This is a genomic window from Gordonia jacobaea (assembly GCF_001186365.1).
GTDB classification, from domain to species: domain Bacteria; phylum Actinomycetota; class Actinomycetes; order Mycobacteriales; family Mycobacteriaceae; genus Gordonia; species Gordonia jacobaea.
In genome coordinates this window covers 1-746 of record NZ_LDTZ01000007.1, presented here as the reverse complement: position 1 = coordinate 746, position 746 = coordinate 1, and the positions used below count along the sequence as shown (strand labels likewise).

Annotated in this window: 1 protein-coding gene; it reads right to left on the bottom strand. The window is 63.1% G+C overall.

All coding sequences use genetic code 11. The annotated features are described in order from the left end of the window. Positions 1-624, bottom strand: a 624-nt coding sequence (locus ABW18_RS00040) for a hypothetical protein (RefSeq protein WP_049697016.1), incomplete at its 3' end; no start/stop codon positions are given. Positions 625-746: the final 122 nt, after the last annotated feature.

The window sequence follows — 746 nt, the reverse complement described above, 5'->3', positions numbered from 1 at the left end:
GCTAGCCAGTGTGTCGGCGATCAACCGATGGGCTCCGCGGGCGGAATTGCATGCTCCTTTGCGTAGTCGTTGAGCAGCGATCACCGGTGCACCGTGGGCGGTGCTGATGGTGGTGATCGCCGAGTTGAGCCCCCGTACCCGGGTGTAGCCGAACCCAGCGCCCTGTTTGGCCGGGCCGTGGACCTCGATGATCGAGTCGTCGATGTCGACCATCACCGGCCCGTCGATCCCGGCCAGTACCGGGGTGTGGGTGTGCAGGCCAGCGAGCGTGCGGGCGGCGATCGCATCCAATTGCCGGACATGCCCGAACCGGAACTCGCGCAGAAACGACCCCAACGTCGACGGGGCATACGGATGGTCGAACACCTTCCCCATCGCACCGTGCCGCAGTACGGCCATGTCATCGATGCTGTCGGCACCGGCCACCATGCCCGCGACCAGCGAGAACACCTTCCGATCCGGATTGGCGCCCTTGTCGGTCGGCACCGTCAGATGCTCGAGAGCCAACCCCGACAGGCCCGCTTGCTCGGCCAACGTCATCACCGGCACCAACCCCGCCGCGCCGAGGAGATTCGGATCATCACAGGATGCAGACCGGACCGGATGACTGTGAGACAATCGCATCTACGAGATGCCCTTCTGCGTGCACGGATGGAAACCTAGACAATTCCCATTCTGTCACTCAGACAGGGCATTTCGTCTATCCCTCACCGCCCAAACGAATACGAATCGGTGGATCGAGGTTA